General features: G+C 44.0%; 18 protein-coding genes. 3 read left to right on the top strand and 15 right to left on the bottom strand.

Annotated features, from left to right (window positions below):
* Positions 1-15: 15 nt before the first annotated feature.
* Positions 16-1197 (top strand): OmpA family protein, encoded by a 1182-nt coding sequence (locus FLAVO9R_RS18640; RefSeq protein WP_159533751.1) that lies wholly within the window; start codon positions 16-18, stop codon positions 1195-1197.
* Positions 1198-1331: 134 nt separating this feature from the next.
* Here FLAVO9R_RS18640 and dnaB read toward each other — a convergent pair whose 3' ends face one another.
* From dnaB to FLAVO9R_RS18665, 5 genes are all read right to left on the bottom strand, one after another.
* Complete coding sequence (gene dnaB / locus FLAVO9R_RS18645; protein ID WP_013786388.1) at positions 1332-2717, bottom strand: replicative DNA helicase; 1386 nt, start codon at positions 2715-2717, stop codon at positions 1332-1334.
* A 189-nt stretch (positions 2718-2906) separates the two neighbouring features.
* Complete coding sequence (locus FLAVO9R_RS18650) at positions 2907-3377, bottom strand: hypothetical protein (protein WP_159533753.1); 471 nt, start codon at positions 3375-3377, stop codon at positions 2907-2909.
* Between the two features lie 270 nt (positions 3378-3647).
* Positions 3648-4628 carry a DUF4097 family beta strand repeat-containing protein gene (locus FLAVO9R_RS18655; protein WP_232370702.1) on the bottom strand — a complete coding sequence of 327 codons (981 nt, stop codon included), beginning with the start codon at positions 4626-4628 and terminating at the stop codon, positions 3648-3650.
* Between the two features lie 11 nt (positions 4629-4639).
* Positions 4640-5200: a hypothetical protein gene (locus tag FLAVO9R_RS18660; RefSeq protein ID WP_159533757.1), complete on the bottom strand. Its 561-nt coding sequence runs from the start codon at positions 5198-5200 to the stop codon at positions 4640-4642.
* Positions 5193-5768 (bottom strand): RNA polymerase sigma factor, encoded by a 576-nt coding sequence (locus tag FLAVO9R_RS18665; RefSeq protein WP_159533759.1) that lies wholly within the window; start codon positions 5766-5768, stop codon positions 5193-5195. The genes FLAVO9R_RS18660 and FLAVO9R_RS18665 overlap by 8 nt, the downstream gene beginning before the upstream one ends.
* Positions 5769-5899: 131 nt before the next feature.
* On the opposite strand from FLAVO9R_RS18665, the gene FLAVO9R_RS18670 reads away from it, so the two are divergent.
* Positions 5900-6541: an MOSC domain-containing protein gene (locus FLAVO9R_RS18670; protein WP_159533761.1), complete on the top strand. Its 642-nt coding sequence runs from the start codon at positions 5900-5902 to the stop codon at positions 6539-6541.
* Here FLAVO9R_RS18670 and FLAVO9R_RS18675 read toward each other — a convergent pair.
* From FLAVO9R_RS18675 to FLAVO9R_RS18700, 6 genes are all read right to left on the bottom strand, one after another.
* Positions 6538-7614 (bottom strand): efflux RND transporter periplasmic adaptor subunit, encoded by a 1077-nt coding sequence (locus FLAVO9R_RS18675; RefSeq protein ID WP_159533763.1) that lies wholly within the window; start codon positions 7612-7614, stop codon positions 6538-6540. The genes FLAVO9R_RS18670 and FLAVO9R_RS18675 overlap by 4 nt on opposite strands.
* A gap of 14 nt (positions 7615-7628) precedes the next feature.
* The gene (locus FLAVO9R_RS18680) at positions 7629-10769 is read right to left on the bottom strand and encodes an efflux RND transporter permease subunit (RefSeq protein ID WP_159533765.1); all 3141 of its coding nucleotides are present in this window, start codon (positions 10767-10769) and stop codon (positions 7629-7631) included.
* 392 nt (positions 10770-11161) lie between these two features.
* Positions 11162-11614 carry a 50S ribosomal protein L9 gene (gene rplI / locus FLAVO9R_RS18685; RefSeq protein WP_159533767.1) on the bottom strand — a complete coding sequence of 151 codons (453 nt, stop codon included), beginning with the start codon at positions 11612-11614 and terminating at the stop codon, positions 11162-11164.
* 26 nt (positions 11615-11640) lie between these two features.
* Complete coding sequence (gene rpsR, locus FLAVO9R_RS18690) at positions 11641-11868, bottom strand: 30S ribosomal protein S18 (protein ID WP_013786397.1); 228 nt, start codon at positions 11866-11868, stop codon at positions 11641-11643.
* An 11-nt stretch (positions 11869-11879) separates the two neighbouring features.
* On the bottom strand, positions 11880-12278 hold the full coding sequence (rpsF, locus tag FLAVO9R_RS18695) for a 30S ribosomal protein S6 (protein ID WP_013786398.1): 399 nt from the start codon (positions 12276-12278) through the stop codon (positions 11880-11882).
* A gap of 339 nt (positions 12279-12617) precedes the next feature.
* Positions 12618-13790 (bottom strand): GAF domain-containing sensor histidine kinase, encoded by a 1173-nt coding sequence (locus FLAVO9R_RS18700; RefSeq protein WP_159533769.1) that lies wholly within the window; start codon positions 13788-13790, stop codon positions 12618-12620.
* Positions 13791-14117: 327 nt separating this feature from the next.
* On the opposite strand from FLAVO9R_RS18700, the gene FLAVO9R_RS18705 reads away from it, so the two are divergent.
* Positions 14118-14405, top strand: a complete 288-nt coding sequence (locus FLAVO9R_RS18705; protein ID WP_129740309.1) for a YebG family protein — start codon at positions 14118-14120, stop codon at positions 14403-14405.
* Positions 14406-14493: 88 nt separating this feature from the next.
* Here FLAVO9R_RS18705 and FLAVO9R_RS18710 read toward each other — a convergent pair whose 3' ends face one another.
* The 4 genes from FLAVO9R_RS18710 to FLAVO9R_RS18725 form a co-directional block, all read right to left on the bottom strand.
* Positions 14494-16074, bottom strand: a complete 1581-nt coding sequence (locus FLAVO9R_RS18710) for a methyl-accepting chemotaxis protein (protein ID WP_159533771.1) — start codon at positions 16072-16074, stop codon at positions 14494-14496.
* A gap of 150 nt (positions 16075-16224) precedes the next feature.
* The gene (locus FLAVO9R_RS18715; RefSeq protein WP_159533773.1) at positions 16225-17730 is read right to left on the bottom strand and encodes a sensor histidine kinase; all 1506 of its coding nucleotides are present in this window, start codon (positions 17728-17730) and stop codon (positions 16225-16227) included.
* A gap of 59 nt (positions 17731-17789) precedes the next feature.
* On the bottom strand, positions 17790-18872 hold the full coding sequence (locus FLAVO9R_RS18720) for a methyl-accepting chemotaxis protein (RefSeq protein ID WP_159533775.1): 1083 nt from the start codon (positions 18870-18872) through the stop codon (positions 17790-17792).
* A 79-nt stretch (positions 18873-18951) separates the two neighbouring features.
* Positions 18952-19953: a LacI family DNA-binding transcriptional regulator gene (locus FLAVO9R_RS18725; protein WP_159533777.1), complete on the bottom strand. Its 1002-nt coding sequence runs from the start codon at positions 19951-19953 to the stop codon at positions 18952-18954.
* Between the last annotated feature and the right edge of the window lie 32 nt (positions 19954-19985).

The following is a 19985-nucleotide window of genomic DNA, read 5'->3' on the forward strand; positions in this document are numbered from 1 at the left end:
TAACAGGATGTGACTATGAAAAAACACTTTAAATTAGCGGCGCTTTCGCTTGCCGTACTTTCATCAACTGCCTTTGCACAAGATTCTTCTGAGCCAGAGTACAAAAACTGGTTTGGTATTTCTGGTCTGTATTACAACACTGACGTTGAACGTCCTACTACTGAAGTGCTAGATGACGGTCAAGGCGTATCATTCGAATACGGTTTCCGTTTCACTCAAAGCTGGGCAGCACGTGTTGAATTTACGGCTCTAGAACTAGACTACGTTGGTGGTTCTAGCGATGATGGCGAAATGGTAGGTGTAGATGCACTTTATTTCATGCCTAACGATGCATGGTACTTATTCGGTGGTGTTAAACGCCAATCAGTCGGCGAGTCAACCACACTAGGTAACATCGGTATTGGTAAACACTGGGATATCTCTGAGTCTGTTAAGATTGTTACAGAGATTGCTACTTACCATGACTTTGGTGAAGACTATAACGACTACAGTGTGAAACTTGGTTTAGCTATTCCTTTCGGTAAATCTACACCTTCTGCGCCAAAAGACGCAGACAACGATGGTGTAATCGACAGCCGTGATCAGTGCCCTATGACACCAGCTGGTGTTCGTGTTGACGCAACGGGTTGTAGCGTGGATAACGACAACGATGGCGTACTTAACAGTGTAGATCAGTGCCCTAACACGCCAGCAGGTACTACTGTTGATGCTAAAGGTTGTGCACTTAAAGATGCTGACAACGACGGCGTTGTAGATGCGAAAGACATGTGCCCAGACACAGCTGCTGGCGTTAAAGTTGACGCTAAAGGTTGTACAGTATTTGACGAAGAAACGGTAGAAATTACACTACGCGTTCTTTTCGACAATGAAAGTTCTGTTGTTAAAGCACCTCGTGACCCAGAAATCTCTGAATTCGCTGAATTCATGAAGCAGTACACTAACACTACTGCAGTAATTGAAGGTCACACTTCTGCACCAGGTTCTGAAGCATACAACATGGATCTTTCTGAAGACCGTGCTGCATCTTTCAAAGAAGTAATGGTAGACATGTACGATATCGATGCTAGCCGTTTAGAAACTGTTGGTTACGGTGAGACTCGTTTACTAGATACAGCTAAAAATGCCGAAGCACATCGTGTTAACCGTCGCATCTCTGTGACTGTTAAAGATACTGTTAAGGTTCCTGAAGAGAAGTAAGCTTCTTTCAGACACAAAAAAAGGCGCCTAATGGCGCCTTTTTTATTGCTTTTTTCTTTTCTTTTCTTTTCTTTTCTTTTCTTTTCAACAATTAACCTTGTTGCCATTCATCGACAGCAAACGTTTATACTTGGTTAATATTCGTCAGGCATTGCTGGGCCGGCATAATTGTCAAAACGAGAGAACTGGCCTTGGAACGTAAGGCGACTGGTTCCGATAGGACCATTACGCTGTTTACCTATAATAATCTCTGCTACGCCTTTCTCTTCACTGTTCTCATGATAAACCTCATCACGATAGATAAACATAATAAGGTCGGCATCCTGCTCGATAGAGCCAGATTCACGCAAGTCTGAGTTTACTGGGCGTTTATCTGCTCGTTGCTCTAGACTTCGGTTAAGCTGCGATAGGGCAACTACTGGCACTTCTAATTCTTTTGCTAATGCTTTGAGTGAGCGAGAAATTTCAGCAATTTCCAAGGTTCTGTTGTCACTTAGTGAGGGCACACGCATAAGTTGAAGGTAATCAATCATGATCAAGCTTATACCACCACGTTCGCGAGCGAGTTTACGCGCACGGCTTCTCACATCCATGGGCGTAAGGCCAGATGAATCATCAACAAATAATCTGTCTTTGTCTTTGAGCATCGCCATGGTGTTAGAGATACGCGCCCAATCTTCGTCATCTAACTGAGCGGTACGAATTTTGGTTTGATCCACTCGACTAAGTGACGCCAGCATACGCATCATGATTTGTTCAGAGGGCATCTCTAAACTAAACACTAAAACCGGCTTTTCCTCGGACATCATGGCATTTTCAACCAAGTTCATCGCAAAGGTGGTTTTACCCATTGAGGGACGCGCCGCAACAATAATAAGGTCTGAGGGCTGTAAACCACTGGTCTTTTTATCTAAGTCCGTGAAACCTGTAGTAACACCGGTTACTTCTTTGTTGGTTTTAACCAAGACTTCAAGACGGTCAATGGTCTTACCTAAAACCGCTTCTACATCACGGGGGCCTTCATTTTCGCCGGTGCGACGCTCTGCTATTTCAAATACTTTGCTTTCCGCTAAGTCGAGAATATCAGCGCTGTCACGACCCTCGGGGTTATATCCAACTTCTGCGATTTCATGGGCTACACCGATAAGCTCACGTGTAATTGCACGTTCACTGATAATTTGCGCATATGACACCACATTCGCAGAACTTGGCGTATTTTTTGCGAGCTCTCCGAGATAAGCAAAGCCACCTGCATTTTCAAGTTCATCGTGCTTTTCAAGCTCTTCAGAAACCGTGATGAGGTCGACCGGTGCGCTTCTGTTTAATAAACGAGTTATGGCGCTATATATGGTTTGATGCGAGCGGTTGTAAAAATCGGTATCGGTAACAAGCTCCGCTACTTTGTCCCAACTTTCTGGATCAATAAGCATACTGCCAAGAACAGACTGTTCTGCCTCAATACTATGAGGGGGAACTTTCAACTTCTCTACATTATTATCGCCTTTTGGAGGGGATACCACTTACACTACCTACTCTGTTTACTTGAAGCACGGCTCACTATTATGCGCTTTTGCGCAACGTTGAACAATGGAGGAAGGGATCATAAATGAAGGTTAACAAAAATTATTAACGACTAGCGAAATCCTAACGTTTGTGAAGCGCTTGTCTTGTAAGGGCTCTTCCAACAACTTCACCCCAAGATGGTTATCTTAGAGCGTTTTTTCAATGCGAAAAAAGGTGCCGTCAAAAACGGTATAAGCAACATTATGCTCTTGAAACAGCAGCACTGAGCCTAACGCCTGCGGGCCATTTGCACAAGAAAGCTCGACCTGCGAGATTTTCCCTTCGTCGAAACCTAACGCATTTCCCTCTATTTTAAAACTAGCGGCTATTTCGTCAGAATCAATTTTCTTCTCGGTATACTCGGGTAATTCACATGCCTGCTGATTTAAATGTGCACCATCTGAATGGTAAACCAACGAACTACCTAACACGTCGTTAGCTTCTGTAGCGCTGTGTGCTGAGATACCTGGCTGGTAAACTTGGGTTACCACCCATGTGCCTTCAAAGAAAACAGGATCTTGTACTGCGCACCCTAATGTTAATACGCTAATGCTTATTGCACCGGCTATCAGACCGTGAAAGCGCCAAAAGCGTTTTAAATGGCTAAGAATATTCAAAGCTCTTTCCCTAATTATTGATAATTTAGCGCTATTTGCGGATATCGACGTTGCTATTTTGACGTGGGGAGATTCGTTACGTTCACTAGCGTGGGGTAAATAGACACAAAACTGCGGCAGGCAGATCAATTGCGTATTAATTATGCGCAATATGGATTAGCACCCTGTCGCAATCTGGTACTAATCTGCCTTAACTTAATTTATATATGGGGGCGTTAGTGCTTATTTCAAGCAAAAACGCCAATGCTTTGCTTCCCTCGGCTGCTGTTGCTACTGAGTATCTATGGTAATACGCCCATTTACCGTTGAGATATCAACACTCGCAGAACCACCATTATTGATAAATCGCAGCCAGCTGCTGGGGCCGTATTTTGGTTTTTTAACCGCATCGCTACTAACGTTATTAATAATCTTGCCACCTGCATGGGTCTCAATATCAAATTGTGCAGATACTTTAGGTTGAAGATTAAAACGTAACTCTCCGCCTACTGAACTGGCTTTCAGTCGCCCGTTTTCATTTAAATGCAGGCGCGCATTCGTGGTACCATTCACGGTGGTCACACTAAGAGAGTCTATCTTCTCTAGGGTTAAATCTATGCCACCATTAACCGTTTCCACAGCTACGTCAGGACTGGATGTACTTAATCTTAGGTCACCATTAACGGCAACGAAAGACACACCTTCCTTACCTGAATGAACGGCTTCTACATCGCCATTTACCGTTTCAATATCCAGTTTTCCTTTAACATTATTTAACACAATGTCACCGTTTACCGACTCTACTTTAACCCGATTTCCAATGTCGGTTAGGTCTACATCTCCGTTTACCACTTCAACATTAACACTTTGGATAATGTCGTTTATTTGCACATCAGCATTAATCGCGGTGTAGTTAACGTCGCTGGATTTGGGCACAAAAATAATCAGGTCATCGCCTTCATCTTTGTTTTTCCACCAGTGCTTGCCGCTACGCTCCACTTCAACATGAATAACGATAACATTGCCACGTTGTTCGAATATAAACTCATCGGTGTTTTCACCCAGTTCACCGGTAACGTGTACTTGAGGTTTATCCCAACCTCTAATTTCAGCGTCACCGTTGACGTGCTCTATATCAATTTTAACGTTATTTGGGGCATCAAGTACGCGGTCTATTTTCTCGCCCGCATGCGCAGTAAACGCCAACATTGTGCTACTTAAAAGTACACCATGAAAAAGTACACTAGCTAAGGTTTTGCGAATGATAGTCATAATAAAACTCCTTAAATTTGTTGCCATTTGGGCGCGTGCACTCGCTCAATTAATGTGATTTGCTGTTGATATACGTGTTTTAACATCTTTAATAGTGCTCGATTATTTGGATCATCTTTTAATGCTGCTTTTATCACGCCAGCAGCATCGTCTAATTCTTTTAATTGCGCCTGCCAGTTTTCACTTAATTCTGGCGCACTGTCGTAACTTGCTAGCAAGGATGTCATCTGATCATCTTGCTGCTCACTTAGTGCATCAACTAACGCATAGCCTGCGAGCTTAGGTTGTTCACCACTTGTTTCATCCGTGGTAAAAGCTGGCGAGAAAAACCATATAACACTGACTAGCATCGCACTCGCTGCCATCGCCAACCAAGGTTTGGTAGATAAGCGAGCAATTGTGCCGCGCTTGTCTTGGCCTGAGGGCTCGTTATTTAGCCCATTTTCATCGGCTTTGCCGCTTACTTGGCTGTGTAGTGACAATTCAATACCGCGCCATAAATCTCTTTCAGGCTCACGAGTTTTAGGTAGGCGTTGAATCTCAGCCTCTAAGGCTTTATCAAACTTATTCATCTTCACACCCCATCCAGGTTTTTAGCAGTTGTTTAGCGCGGTGAAACTGCGCTTTGCTGGTGCCTACTGCCATGTCTAACATTTGTGCAATTTCTTCATGCCTATAGCCTTCAATAGCGTGCAGTACGAAGACCATTCGTGCTCTTTGTGGCAATCTAACCACTAATGCTTCTAAATCGACTTGGCTACTGTCTGCCTCTGCTGGCATCTCCATCGCTGGACTGGTTTCAATATTAAACATACGCTGCACCCAATTGCGCTGTTTGCGCAAATACGACACGGTCACATTGGCTGATACACTATGTAACCAAGTTGAAAACTGGCTTTGTCCGTCAAATCTGTCTAACTTTGACCATAACTGAATAAATACTTCTTGTGTGGCGTCTTCGGCGAGACCACGGTCGCCTGTTAAACGGAAGCACAGCGCGTACACTCGCCCGACATGGTTATGATACAAGGTTTTGTAGGCCACTTTATCACCCTGCTTAGCCGCGAGGAGAACCGCGGCTTCGTGCTGGCTTTCATCATCGTTAGTCAAGTTGGTAACCTTTGCTAAAGTGCGCTCCATGACAATCTCATTTTTTTTCGTAAACCGATTTTTTCAACATTTTTGGCTTACCTTCTTGTTATTCTTAAAAGGTTAGTCGTACCCTATGTGATAAAGGTTTAAATTAGCAATAACTTATTTTTGGAGTTTGTATGTCCTCACCCTTGAAAGTTGATGCTTTATTCGCAGGTCAGCCCCAACCACTTGGCCCTCGTGGTGCCCCGAGTAGTATTGTAAAAAGCGCGGTTTCACAGCTAACCGTTCATCTTGATTGTACCGATGAAGATCAACAATCAAACAAGAAACTTCATGGTGGGCCTGAAAAGGTTTTGCATCAATTTAGCCCCCTTCATTACTTCACGCTGCGCAAACATTTCCCAGAGGGTGTGTTTGAACCCGGTAGTATTGGGGAAAATATCAGTGTGGATGGTATGGACGATGCCACGGTTTATATCGGCGACGTATGGAAGTTTGGTGAGGTTGTGCTGCAAGTGAGTGCACCGCGAGCACCATGCAGTAAAATATCCCAGCGTTTCAATATTCAAAACCTAGACAGATTTGTAGGCGAGCGAGGGATAACAGGTTGGTATTACCGCGTGCTTGAAACCGGTGCAATTAACGTCGGAGACTCAGTAACCTTGGTTAACAGAGAGGACGACACCGTTAATGTGCAAACACTCATGCGCTGTGCGCACACAAAAACCGATGTCGAATTAGCGACCAACTTGGCTAACTTACCCATTATTGATGATGAATGGCGGGATAAATGCGCACGCATAAGCCGAAAAGGCTAGTTGCGCGCTGTCAGGCTATCCCCCTCCCACTCGTGACGCACTTTTTGTCCTTGTTTTAAACGCTCGGCCCCGCGAATGACAACTAATTGAGTGGGGTCTACTTCACCAAATACTTCAATTCTACTCCCCATACCTATACCGGTTTCTACTTTAACTTGCTGAGCCTCATTGTCTTGATTGAGCTGGTAAATGTAAGTACCGGATTTTCTTAAAACGAGTGCATCTCTAGGAATAGTCACGCCACCATGCTCCTCACTACTCGGCACCGCCACCCTTACCGCACTTCCAATTGGAAAGTCTCCAGGTTTAAGCGCGATACGCATTTCCATCATGCGAGAATTTTCATTGCCCACAGGGACAATAGCCCGCACCGACTCCATTACCCCGTGGGTTTTACTTAGCACATTAACCTGCATGCCACTCTCGATAAAGGGTAATACGGAGAGCGGCGCCTTCACCTGCACCTCGATATTATTGGGATTTACCACCCTAATCAGTGTTTGACCAATACTCGTGTATTCCCCTGGGGTTTGTATGCGGTCAACCACCAAGGCGTTAAATGGCGCTTTTACACTACTTTGTCGAATGTGATATTCAGTTAAATTTTTTGCCAGTGTGGCTTGCTCTAGCTCCTGACGTGCATTTTCTAAATCAGCCACTACGGTTTCCAATTCTCCTCGCGACGTGTTTTTACTGGCTTCCAAATTTTCGTAACGTGCCAAGCGCTTTTCGAACAAGGTAACCTGAGCGCGCCACCTTGCAATATTAGATTGATTTTGACTGAGCGTGATTTGCAATCGGGTATCATCAATTTTTGCTAAAGCCTCACCCGCTGCGACACTATCTCCTACATTCGCCATCCACGTGATTCGGCCATCAACCTCAGAGGCGACATCTGAATCAGTTCGACTCATTACGGTACCAGGCACCCAAGTTAATGCGGTTATCGCCTCTTCTCTAGCTTCATCAACTTGAACCAACATCGCAGGAGGCACTTGCTCCGCTTCTTGTGCAATAAGGTTCAGCGACAAGCAACACACGCTAATGCCTACGAGGGCTATTTTAATGTTCATAGTGGTTGCATCCTTTAATTTAAGTCTGAAAATTTGCTTAGTTTTACGATTTTTGTTGGCATACCGCTCGGCGTACCATCAATCGGGACTTTTACTTTGTCTTTGAAGCCAAAGTCGGCTCTTGTCAGTCTAAGTAGAGTGGGCAGCAACACTAAGGTGAACACCGTGCTAATTGACATCCCTCCGACTATCACCGCTGCCAACCCGCGATAGATAACACTGCCAGCGCCAGGGAGTAATAAAAGAGGGAGCATGCCGAAAATAGACGTCAGTGTGCTCATAAAAATAGGTCGAAGCCGCAATTGGATTGCCTGCTCCACGGCATCGTCACGATTGAGCCCATTAGCTTGCCCCACTCGGGTTTGGTGCACCAATAAAATGGCATTATTTACCACTAGACCAAGCAGAATAATGAAACCAATCATGGTAAGTAAATCCATCGGTTGAAAGGTAAAACTATTCATGATTTTAATGGCCGCCACGCCGCCCACGGTGGCCAGTGGAATAGACAGTACCACTAACACGCTGTCTTTAAGCGATTTGAATAGCCCTGCCATTAAAAGAAGAAGCAATAACATAGCAAACAAAAAATTATCTGCCATTGAGGCAATTGCCCCTTTCAAGCTATCGGCACTGCCGCCATAATGAATTGCCCCATCTGTTGGCATCATCGCCATAATAGCCGGTTCAACATCGGCTTTAATCACCGTCATGGCATCTTCTAAACTCATACCGTCAGGCGGATTAAAATTGAGCGTAAGTGTGCGTTTACCATCAATACGCTGAATGCGACTAGGCCCTACCGTTCGTTTCATCTCGACAAGCTCACCTAATTGCACCACTTCCCCCATGGGGGTCATTATTGGCGTAGCACTTAAATCTTCAGGGGTTGACCATGGTTCTGAGCGGAAAATGATATTCATCCGCTTTGTGCCATTAAAATACTCACCCACATACATTCCATCGCCCATTGCGCGCACTAAACCCGCCATACGCCCGCGATTTAACCCTACCTCAACTAATCGACTGTCGTTGGGATAAAATTGCAGTTCAGGCTCAGACTGTTCCAACGGTGGATTCGCCCGCGCATTGGCGGTGGGGAAAATACTTCTTAGTTTATCAATGCCCGCTTGCGCCGCTACGCTCAGCATGGCTTGATCTGTACCCTGTAAATGAATATCAATCGAGCGACCGTTACCAAAGCCACCGAATAAATTACCTTGTTGCGCGAACGCTTGAGTATCAGGTAAATCTTTTAGTACCTCATCTCGCACAATGGCCTCTAACGCTTTTACTTGAGACTGATCTTTAGCCCTTACCCCTAAAGTGCCGCCGTTGGGCCAAGTGATGATGTAGTAGTTTTTAAGCGCCGGAGATTTTTCACCCTCCATGTAGGGCTTTAATCGCTCGACAATGACCGGCATCACCTCTTCAGCGACAAAATTTTCACTCGCACCTGCGGGTAACATTAAGAAGGCATCTACCGCATCTCGCTTAACGGGGGGCAAATAGTCCATTGATGGCATTAACAAGTAGCTGCCTGTGATGGGAACGCCCATCAGAGCCACTATCATAATAATTCGACGCATACCTGTTGATGATAAGGTCATAATTTTAGTGGTGATGGATTTCCACAGTGGCAATAATTTGTCTTCGGGTACATCTTCTATAAGCCAACGGCTAGCCACAACGGGTAAAACCGTTACGGCAACCACTAACGACATACATACGGCAATAGCGATGGTTAAGGCTAAGTCTGCAAACAACTGTCCTTCAACATCATTTAAGAACATCACCGGAATAAAAATAGCAACCGTTGTGGCTGTCGAAGCCATTAAGGCCCCGAATACTTCCTTTGTGGCTAAATAAGCACTTTCCTGGCGACACATGGCCTTTTTATTTAAGCGAACAATATTCTCTAGCACCACAATGGCGGCATCTAAGACCATTCCTACCGCAAACGCTAACCCAGCAAGAGAAATGATATTCAGTGAACGCCCCGTGATTTGAAGTACAACAAACGTGCTGAGTAAAGAGATAGGAATAGCAAGCGCGACAATGAGCGTGGCTTTTAATTGGCGCATAAACAACCACAAGATGCCGATAGCGAGCATAACCCCGATGAACAGGTTACTGGTAACCAATTGCACCGCTCGCTTAATAAATATAGAAGCATCAAAGGACTGAACCATTACCAATTGTTCAGCTTCTAGGTAAGTTTTGTTTATCTCGGTAACTTTTTTCTTTACCGCATCCAGCGTAGCGAGAACATTAGCGTCGTTTCGTCTATCAACGCGAATAGAAATAGCGGGGTTGCCGTTTTGTACACTATAATTAGCTCCATCTGCGCGGGTAATAGTAATTTCAGCAATATCACTTAGTGTGATTGGGCTGCCATCACGCCATTCTAAAATCATTTCGCCCATTTTTTGCGGTTCGTAACGCCCCTCAAAACGCAGGGTATACCGGCGGCGTCCAACATCCACAAACCCACCAGAAACATCGTTAGCTTGCCCCAATGCGGTAGTGATAGCGGTTAAATCGATACCGAGTTGCGCCGCCTTGAAAGGGTCGAACACAATTTGGAATTCTTCTTCGCCACCTACCCCACTTTCCATACGGGCACGGGCTACGCCGGGTATAGATTCTAGCTGAGGTTTTATCACGTCCGAGAAGTAGGTAACGTAGGTATTTATTTCGTTAGGGTTGCCGGGCAGTCGCTGCATAAAAAAGTAGGTTAGCGCAGGCGCATCCCCCCCGCTGCCTGCCAACATAATATTGGGTGACAACGCATCCCTAGGTAATGGCGGCACTCTGTTCATGCGGCTTATCACTTCAATAAGGGTTTTTTGCATGTCTGTACCCAAACTAAATTGGAGGTTAATCCACGCATTTCCCTGATTCGACCACGCGTTCATCGAGACCAGCCCAGGTATTCCCTGAAGCACCTCTTCTTGTGGTTCTATTATTTCCGATTCAATTTCTTGAGGAGACGCTGCCCGCCAGGAAGTTTGGATATTGATATTGGGTCTTTCAATGTCTGGAAAAAGCTGAACTGGCAAATTGAATAAGCTATATAGCCCAAGAAAGACTAATATTGCGATGCCAATTCCTACCCCAGACGCATTTTTTATTGCTGCACGTGTAATGTCCATAATGAAGCACTATGCTTTTTGTAGTTTGGATTACTATAGGTCGCAACTGTGACAGGAAAAGTTTAAAGCTATATTAAGAACAATTTATGGGTTAACCGACATTTTCGTTTAATGCTGTAAAAAACAGCAATCTATCGACGACCAACGGTCGTAATTTATCATTAATTTAACGAAATAATTAATAACTTGTTACATATTGACGACAGATGTTGATGAGCATCATATTTGTGTATGAGATCATAAGAAGAGTACGTGGGAAAATCTAGAAAACGCGAAAGTATAGTGAGTCTTTTATGAGGAAGTATGTAATGCGAATAACCTTGAGGTGGTTGAGATGCATGCAGATATAAAAAAACCGCTCATAAGAGCGGTTTTTTCGTATACGTCAGCGCTTATGCTTCAGCAATGATGATCACTTTAATAGAAGTGGTTACATCAGAATGAAGTTGTAAGTCGATGTCATATTCGCCAGTGTCGCGAAGTGTGCCAGTAGGAAGTTTAACTTCCGCTTTAGCTACTTCAACACCAGCTGCTGTGATTGCATCAGCAATGTCACGTGTACCGATAGAACCGAAAAGTTTACCTTCGTCGCCAGCTGGCGCCGCAAGAGTTACTTCTGCAAGTTCATTTAGTTTTTCAGCACGTGTATTAGCAGCATCAAGCTGCTCAGCGATTTTCGCTTCAAGTTCAGCACGACGTGCTTCAAACTTTTCAACGTTCGCTTTAGTTGCAGGAACTGCTTTACCCTGTGGAAACAGGAAATTACGAGCGTAACCAGCTTTAACAGCTACTTGGTCGCCCAGACCGCCAAGATTGGCGACTTTATCTAGTAGGATGATGTTCATCTTAACTACCCCTTAATTACGCCAAATTACTTGTGTGAATCAGTGTACGGAAGCAACGCAAGAAAACGTGCGCGCTTAATCGCAGAAGACAGCTGACGCTGATATTTTGCGCTTGTACCAGTGATACGGCTAGGGACAATCTTACCGCTCTCTGTGATATAATTCTTAAGAGTAGCGATATCTTTATAATCGATTTCAGTCACACCATCTGCAGTGAAACGGCAGAATTTACGACGTCTGAAAAAACGAGCCATGGGTGATCTCCTTAAGCGTTATCTTCAGTGGATTCAGGTCTTCTTTCTGCGCGCTCTGTACGAGGTGCAGAATCGTCACGACGCTCACGACGCTCTTCTTTAGTCATAGGAGAAGGCTCGGTTACAGCGTTTTTAGTGCGCATTACCATGTTACGTAAGATAACGTCGTTGTAGCGGAAAGCATTTTCCAGCTCGTCAACAGCTTCAGCAGTCGCTTCAGCATTGATCAATACATAGTGGGCTTTGTGCAGCTTTTCAATTGGGTATGCCAATTGACGACGGCCCCAATCTTCTAAACGATGAATCTGACCATCGTTTTGCTTAAGAATAGTGGTATAACGTTCGATCATACCAGGTACTTGTTCACTCTGATCAGGGTGAACCATAAATACGATTTCGTAATGACGCATTATTGCTCCTTACGGTTGTAGCCTCGACAGTACAGCCAGACTGTATAGAGACAAGGAACCTAGTTAGGGTGGCTGTAAGGGCGCGGATTATACGCACATACCTGCTTTTGTACAAGCATTAATCACCGGCAAATTTTATGTTTGCGCATGTTTTGATGATATAGGGCTAAATACGCTTAATAATGGGGTTGGTAGCGGGACTCGTCGACCTTTTGAAGCGGCTATCAAAAGCCATGGTTGATTCAGGTAGAGAGCAAAACTATAACTGCAATAAAACCGAGCTAATTGTTTAAAAGTTTAGGTGTTTAAAAGGCTAAGCCCGATGCTTAACCTTGTAGTTTACAATGCTGCCTTAAAAGAAAACACGGTTTCATTCTCATCGGAATGCACCATCAAGCTGCCTTTATGTGCTTCAGCAATTTGCGAGGCGATAAACAAACCTAAACCCAAGCCACCGTTTTTTTTGTTGTTTTCATTTCGCCAAAATGGATGAAATAGCTTATCGATAACATCAGCGCTTATTGGGGCCCCCCCATTAGACACGCTAACTGTAAGTGTTTCTTGTTCTACATTGGCTATCACTTTAATAGGCTGCGCTCTATCGCCGTGTACGATCGCGTTAATCAGCAAGTTAGACAGTAACTGGCTGATACGCTCCGGGTCACATGAAAAGGTGCCGTCTATATTGATATTCGCACGTATGTCTCGGTCTGAATGCAAGCTCGATAGTTCAGTTACCGTATGAGCTAAAACGCTTTCTAAATCGCTCACTGGCTTAACGTTTAATTGAATCCCCTTGCCCATTTGCCCGTGCGTAAAATCCATCACGTCACTAATGAGTCGCGTCATGCGTTTAGCGCTGTTATCCATTCGAGATAGCACTTTTTGGGAAGTGGCATCGCTGGCATGGTCAACAAGGAAGTCTACACCCATTTTAAGCGCCGATAATGGTGTTCTCAAATCGTGGCCTAAAATAGCAATATATTGCTCACGCAATTTAGCGGCAGCTTGCTCGCTGATAAGATTAGTTTCAGCCGCGATTAGGCGCTCATCCACTTCCATCTGCCTTGAAATCAGCTCGGCGAAAGACTTTATTTGATTTTCAATTTTATCGGTTTTTAATACCGCAGGAAGTGGGTCTAAACCACAAAGCGTACCGAAAAAGTCACCATTTTTGTTGTAAATGGGGTAAGAAAAGTAACTTTCGAAGCCATACATGATGGGTATTTCGCTTTCTCGATAAACGGTATCTTCTTTAGCGTGCTCAATCACTACTGGTTTCGTAGATTTTCTTACCTGATTGCAAAAGGTGGTTTTGATATCGAGTTCATCGCCAGGTATTAAATTAAAATTCACCTCGTCGAGAACAGCACACATTGTCCAATTATCTTCAGTCACTCTGGCCACGCAAATAAAGCGAAGACCTGTGGCGTCTGATAACATTTTCATAATATGTGGAACAGCTTCTATCGATTGAATAGTGCGAATATCTCGCTCAATTGAAGAATTCATTACATCCTCTTCGTATCTAAGTCATCTTTATCACGCCGATTTTCGGCACTCGATTTCACGCTCTAATAAGAAACAGTGACGCACCTCTTGATAAATTTACTGTTATTCGATGTTACATTGCTAGATAAAGACTAATTGAAGACTGCAATTAAAAAGAAAAACGTAAATTTTTGACCTTGGGCGTGGCGATGTTAAAGCGGTTTTTTCACCCATGTAGTCACTATACTTAAGTTGAAAAAAAATAATATCAAAAAACCTTAAATACTGTTTATTTATCCAGTTAAATATTGTACAGTTTTATGGTCTATTCATTTAAGGGGACCTAACATGGCCATTACCACGCAGTATGTTGTCACGCACAAAGGGGTAGAAAAATTGGTAACTACCGATAAAAAAGAAGCAGATCAGTACGATAAAATGCTCGACGCTGCCGACAACCTTGCTGAATACATTCAAGCAAAGGGCTTAGGCATTGAAGATAGCCTTGTTGAAGAACTCACTATCATGTTGTCTAAGAATAAAGACAAGGTGAGCAAAATTTTTAAAGGTGCGACAGCCCAGAGTGTACTAGAAGATGAGAGTGCCGACGTGGTAAAGCTTAAAGCCAACGGATAGGCGTTGCAGAAAAGCTCGGCGTGCTTTTACGTGGAGCTAACGTAAATATAAAATGGTTAAAAGCACGCTCAAAAACAATCAGCACAGATTATCCTGTGCGTTTATCCGTGTTAAAACGAGCAATTAACCCGTTAACTTGATTTACGGTGTCACGAAGATCTCGACCAACTTTGAGCGAGGCTTCTGATGACTTCTGCGTTTCTTCCGCACTATCAGCTACATCTACGAGCTGCTGATTAATATGCTCGGCCACGGTACTTTGTTCTTCTACAGCAGAGGACATTTCAACGGTTGCAGAGGCAATACCGCTTACTGCATTATTGATTTCTTGTAGTGCGCCTCGGGTTTCTTCAACAATTGCACTGCCGTGCTCAGCAGACACCAATCCTTCCGAAGACACCTTTACGGCCCGTTCCGTTCTATCAACAAGCTCTTGAATAATGTTGTGAATTTTATCAGTGGACACGCGAGTTTTAGAAGCCAGCGTACGCACCTCATCGGCAACAACAGCAAAGCCGCGCCCTTGCTCACCAGCACGAGCAGCTTCTATAGCAGCATTTAGTGCTAGCAGGTTAGTTTGATCAGCGATGCTAGAAATGATGCTAGCGGCTTCGCCAATATCACTGGTGGACTGAGCAAGTTCGGTAACGGTATCGGAAATTGACTCCACCGCGCCTTTTAATGACAGTATGGCCTGCATCGCTTCTTCAGCTTTGTCGTTACCCATTTGTACGTTAGTCGCGGCAGTTCTAGCGCTAACCGCATTGCTCTCTACCCGTTCAGCCACTTCTTGAATAGCCTGGCTCATTTGAGTTACTGCTGTGGCAATTTGCTGGGTGGCAAGATTCTGCTGAATAATCGTTTTACTGGTTAACTCAGCTTGGCTGTGAGTTGAAACCGCAATACCTTCTAACCCGTCAGATGCATCTTTAATACGGGTTAATGCCGTGCGAGTACGCGCTAGTTCGCAACCTAACGCCAACTTAGCCTGAGCGATATAATCCACATCGGCATAATATGTTTGTGCCACAAGTGCATTACTGTAACTGGCAGGGCTTAACGAAAGAAATTCCCGCCAGTAGCTCCGGCTTTTTGCCGATTGCCAAAACATCATAGTCAGTAATGCAATGAAAGTAACACCTAGGGGTACTAAACCAGCGGTAAAGCCAATCGCTACCAACAATAGTAAACTTACCACTATCATGGGTGACATGGGTGAAAGTGTTTGACCAAGCTTTGCAGCAAAGGGAATTGGCGATTTTCCGGCAGATAGTCTGCCATATATGCTCGACGCGCGTATTATCTCTTTATCGGCGGCATGAATTCTAACTGACTCATAACCCACCGCGTTCCCCCCCTCGTATACGGGAGTGACGAATGCTGACACCCAATAGTGGTCGCCATTTTCTCTTCTATTTTTGACCAACCCAGCCCAGCTTTGTCCCGACTCTAGGGTTCGCCACATTTCTTTAAACACACCAGAGGGCATATCCGGATGACGAATAATGTTGTGGTTTTTTCCTATCAAGTCTTCTCGTTTATACCCGCTTGCCTCCACAAATTCGTCATTGCAATGTTGTATAACACCACGTTTGTCAGTAGAAGAGATAAGGCGGTAATGAGAAGGGAATTTGTATTCGCGTTGGGTGACAGACTGGCTTTTCTTCACTAATAAGATCCATTGCTATAGCGGTGTTAAAAGTAAATAGGAGAACCCTATTTCTTGGTAATTGCCTAAAAGCGTAGAACATTATTGGGAAGATTAATACTAAAGTAGCAAAAGAATAAGATAATAATTATATTGATATAATCTAAAAAGTTACGCGAGCGGTAGGCGCACCTTAATTGTGGTTCCCTTATCGATTTCACTAGTTACTTCAAACTGGCCGCCGTGTTCTTCAATAATAGTGAGTGAAATAGACATGCCAAGACCAGTACCATCGCCAGGCGGTTTAGTGGTGAAAAATGGCGTAAACATTTTGCCAATGACTTCCTCTGACATACCTTTGCCCTCATCTTGCAAAGTAATGACCGCATCCCCTTCTACTGATTCAACATCAAACTTAATGCATTTGCCTTCATCCGTGGCGTAAATGGCGTTAGTGAGCAGATTGACAAGTACTTGCTGTATTTGCCCCGCATTGCCAATGACTTCTACAGCGGTCTCAGGGGGCGTGAATATGACTTTATTTTTGTACTTATGCAGATTGTTAGTAATTCGCAAGGCTGAGTTTATCGCTTCGGCAACATTGATGGCGACACGCTTTCCACCGCTGGGATAGGAAAAGCCTCTTAGCGCTTTAACGATATCGATAATTCTTTCGATACCCTCTGAAGACTCTTCAAACATTTCAGAGATAGCCTCGGCACTCTCTTTTAATGAGTAAGTGTTTTCAAGCGCCAAATAACGGGCTTCTATTTCTCCACCTGCGTCTTTACAAAGTACCTTTATTTCCGATAAAGCACTTTGATAATCCTTAAAAATATCGCCAGCCACTGACGTGTTACTGCGTACGTAACCTATAGGATTGTTAATCTCATGAGCTATACCTGCCGCCAACTGACCCAGCATGGCCATTTTATCTGCAGTTATTAGCTTTTCTTGCAAATAGCGTTGGTCTTTTTCCATCGATGAGAGGGCGGCTTTATGATGCTTGATTTCGTGTTTGGAACTTCTGTAGCCTATTCCAAACTGTAAGTAGTGCTTATTTGCATCAAGCACATACAACATCTCTTCATCTAATTCGCTGTTTTTGGTCAGCAATGCAAGCCAAGCCTGCTCGCCGTTGCCCAAATTCTGCATGAAGTGTAATACGTAAGCTTCTTCATGAGTGTCTGGCCTTTCAACGATATTTACACACCATTGGCTATAATTATCTGTTACAGAGAGTGGCAGCTCATTTAAAATAACCTTGGCAAAATCATTGCCATCAACCCAACCGTTCTCTATTTGCCAAACCTTGTTGTCACCTCCCTGAATCACCTTTCCCGCTTTCGTAATGAAGGCCAGACCACAATAGGCATCACTGAATTCAACTGCTGATTCAATGGCTGAAAAGATAAAACTAGCACCGCTATCGGAAGATTTAAGGTGGGAAGCGGAGCGATTTAGAAAAATTAATTCCCGCTCTCTTTTTTTCGATTCATGTAATGCTTTACGCAGGGCTTGGGTTGCCGAATAGGCATCGCTTGAGTAGCTTTCTAAAAACCACTCAGCGTTTTCCCTCGCTACTTTTTGGCGCTTAAGTTGTCGCTCAAGTGTTTTCACTTGAGCTTTTAAGTCAGCAACTTCCTTAGGGCTAGGGGGTATTGAAGCATCGCTCAATATAAAAGCCTTTTAGTCTATACCGCTTTAAACACATTCAAGGTATATGAGTTAACTGGTTAGCTGGCTATCTTATCTAGTAACAACATTACTTTCTCGCTAGAGCGTTCCATTTCAACTACTTTTGATTCTAGTGTTGAAGTATCACCTTCTGCTTTTGCGTTGATAGCAGCCACACCCGCACGATGTACTGCCGCATGAGGTGTTTCTAATTCTCTAAATGACGACGACTTACCAATAGCAGCACCTTGATTTTCGCTGTACCATTTTCCTAAACGGCAACTGGCGTGATCAGCAAAATCACTTGGTTTTTTATCGCTGAAACCAAATAAAACCGCATATACATCAGACTTCCACACTACGTGATCGAGCTTAACCGTCTGTATAAAGGTACTTAAGGAGCCCTCGTTGATAGTCGTTTTCATACTATCGCAATGAGAAACCATGGTTTCATAGCTGCTATTAAGGGTGCTAATTCCCTCTTCTAGCTCTTCGTTATTACCTCTTAATTCGTTGACACCCGAAACCGCTTTTGCCGTAGATTGAATAATATCGTTTACCAGTTCAGACACTTCTGTGGCTGATTTGTTTGTTTCAGTTGCCAGTGCGCGCACCTCATCGGCAACTACACTGAAACCGCGACCAGCATCACCTGCTCGCGCCGCTTCAATAGCGGCATTCAATGCCAGTAGGTTGGTTTGATCCGATATACTGGTAATGGTAGAAACAAACTTATTAATGTTATCGGCTGTGCTTGATAAGCCAGAAATGCGCTCGCTCATACTCACCATTTGAGTATTCAAACCGCTCATGTCTTTAACAATTTTAGTAAGTACGTGGGAAGATTGCTCAAACAATTCATTAATATCTGATATTGATTGGTTTTCGGCGTTTATTTTTTGATAAGACCCTAAAACGGTTTCTCGTATACCTTCCACTTGGTTCAAAGAGGTAACTAAACAACGTGTTACCACATCGTCATCAATTTGCCTTGAGGCATCGCTTAACTCGGTAACTTGCCGATGAAGTTCTGCATTTTCAGACTCTAAGTCTGATATTTTATCAAGGGCAACTTGATAGCGGCTTTCAAGTTGAGAGGCCTGAGACTCTTTTTCTAAGTATTTGCTTCGAGAAACGAACATAGGGTGACCAAATTTTATTTGTGTGAAAATTTAGCATAACAGAAAAAAGCGTAACTTCACCATTCGTCGTTGGTTGAATTTACTCAAATTTTCTGGTGGTCCCTCGAATAATCAATTTAGGCGATAAAATATGTTCCATTGTCATTTTCCTATCGCCATAAGCCTGATTTAAAATCCAGCGTGATGCCATAGCACCAATCTCGCGCACAGGGTAGTTCACAGTCGTTAACTTAGGGGTAAGGTAACTAGCAAAATCGACGTTATCGAACCCAATGACAGAGATATCTTCCGGTACGCGTTTACCATGCTTTCTTAGTGAGTTAATGGCGCCTGATGCCATTTCATCATTTGCACAGGCGATTGCACTAAAACTTACGTTGCGACTAAACAGTTCATCCACACACTTCTCACCAGAGAAAGCTTGGAAATTCCCTTCTGCTACAGAGTCTTCATCGAAATGAAAGCTGGCCTCTTTTAATGCTTTTTTATGCCCAAGTAAACGGTTGATACCATCCGCTTTAAACAAGGCACCGGCGGCGTAAGCAATTTGAGTATGGCCCAAATCGATAAGGTGCTTAGTGGCTAGATATGCGCCGAGCACATTGTCTAGGCTGATACATTTTTCACCAATAGCTTCTATATAGCGGTTAACCACAACAATAGGAACATCTTGGCTGGCAAGGTCTACAAGGTACTCATCGCTGACCGCCTCAACATGCAGAATAAGCGCATCGCAACGGCGACTCAGCAAGGCTTCAATTTCTTTTTTCTCTAAAGCTTCATCACTGTGTCCGGTCACCACAAACATATGCTTATTGGCTTGTCTAAGCACTTTTTCAGAGCCCGCCATCATGGCACCAAAGAATGAGCCATGTAGTTCAGGTACCACATACCCCACGGTATGGGTTTTATTTGAGGCAAGGGAAGCCGCTATGACATTGTGTCGATAGCCAAGCTTCTCCATCGCATCAAGCACTTGCTGGCGCGTTTTCTCTTTAACGGTATCTGTGTTGTTTATAACTCGAGATACTGTTGCTGACGACACGCCAGCTAGTTCACTTACTTGCTTAATCGTTACCATAGAGCATTAACAGTGCATACGTGCGCTGTGTA

This window comes from Alteromonas sp. 38 (assembly GCF_902506055.1).
Lineage (GTDB): Bacteria > Pseudomonadota > Gammaproteobacteria > Enterobacterales > Alteromonadaceae > Alteromonas > Alteromonas lipotrueae.

Excerpts from the sequence above, each read along its gene's own strand:
- FLAVO9R_RS18640 (WP_159533751.1), top strand. The coding sequence starts at position 16 with ATGAAAAAACACTTTAAATTAGCGGCGCTTTCGCTTGCCGTACTTTCA.
- FLAVO9R_RS18655 (WP_232370702.1), bottom strand. The coding sequence starts at position 4,628 with ATGACTATCATTCGCAAAACCTTAGCTAGTGTACTTTTTCATGGTGTA.
- FLAVO9R_RS18660 (WP_159533757.1), bottom strand. The coding sequence starts at position 5,200 with ATGAATAAGTTTGATAAAGCCTTAGAGGCTGAGATTCAACGCCTACCT.
- FLAVO9R_RS18665 (WP_159533759.1), bottom strand. The coding sequence starts at position 5,768 with ATGGAGCGCACTTTAGCAAAGGTTACCAACTTGACTAACGATGATGAA.
- FLAVO9R_RS18670 (WP_159533761.1), top strand. The coding sequence starts at position 5,900 with ATGTCCTCACCCTTGAAAGTTGATGCTTTATTCGCAGGTCAGCCCCAA.
- FLAVO9R_RS18675 (WP_159533763.1), bottom strand. The coding sequence starts at position 7,614 with ATGAACATTAAAATAGCCCTCGTAGGCATTAGCGTGTGTTGCTTGTCG.
- FLAVO9R_RS18680 (WP_159533765.1), bottom strand. The coding sequence starts at position 10,769 with ATGGACATTACACGTGCAGCAATAAAAAATGCGTCTGGGGTAGGAATT.
- rplI (WP_159533767.1), bottom strand. The coding sequence starts at position 11,614 with ATGAACATCATCCTACTAGATAAAGTCGCCAATCTTGGCGGTCTGGGC.
- rpsR (WP_013786397.1), bottom strand. The coding sequence starts at position 11,868 with ATGGCTCGTTTTTTCAGACGTCGTAAATTCTGCCGTTTCACTGCAGAT.
- rpsF (WP_013786398.1), bottom strand. The coding sequence starts at position 12,278 with ATGCGTCATTACGAAATCGTATTTATGGTTCACCCTGATCAGAGTGAA.
- FLAVO9R_RS18700 (WP_159533769.1), bottom strand. The coding sequence starts at position 13,790 with ATGAATTCTTCAATTGAGCGAGATATTCGCACTATTCAATCGATAGAA.
- FLAVO9R_RS18705 (WP_129740309.1), top strand. The coding sequence starts at position 14,118 with ATGGCCATTACCACGCAGTATGTTGTCACGCACAAAGGGGTAGAAAAA.
- FLAVO9R_RS18720 (WP_159533775.1), bottom strand. The coding sequence starts at position 18,872 with ATGTTCGTTTCTCGAAGCAAATACTTAGAAAAAGAGTCTCAGGCCTCT.
- FLAVO9R_RS18725 (WP_159533777.1), bottom strand. The coding sequence starts at position 19,953 with ATGGTAACGATTAAGCAAGTAAGTGAACTAGCTGGCGTGTCGTCAGCA.